Below are 228 nucleotides of genomic sequence, written 5' to 3'. Positions count from 1 at the left end.
GTCCGTTCATTTATACACCTGTACGTCTACGTTGGTTGTTTGTTTTCTTTGTTTGTTGGTTTTGTAGTTTTTTTGTTTCTTGGCTTTGGTTTTTTGTATTTTGACCATTACCGTTACCTTGCTTTTTCTTTGCAAGTTGTTCACGCATTAAATCAGCTAAGCTTACTTTTTTGTTTTCTGACATGATAAGTCTCCTTTATATAAAGTTAATTATGAACTATCGTAGTA

At 32.0% G+C, this 228-nt stretch carries 1 protein-coding gene; it reads right to left on the bottom strand.

Features of this window, described 5'->3' with window-relative positions; all coding sequences use genetic code 11:
- Positions 1 to 10: 10 nt before the first annotated feature.
- Positions 11 to 184, bottom strand: a complete 174-nt coding sequence (locus KVT11_RS20910; RefSeq protein ID WP_001293581.1) for a hypothetical protein — start codon at positions 182 to 184, stop codon at positions 11 to 13.
- Positions 185 to 228 lie beyond the last annotated feature (44 nt).

The sequence above is a fragment of the Bacillus sp. GbtcB10 genome (assembly GCF_019091365.1).
Taxonomy (GTDB): domain Bacteria; phylum Bacillota; class Bacilli; order Bacillales; family Bacillaceae; genus Bacillus; species Bacillus altitudinis.
This window is presented reverse-complemented; position numbering and strand designations above follow the sequence as displayed.

Coding starts and splice junctions, on each gene's coding strand:
- KVT11_RS20910 (WP_001293581.1), bottom strand. CDS start 184: ATGTCAGAAAACAAAAAAGTAAGCTTAGCTGATTTAATGCGTGAACAA.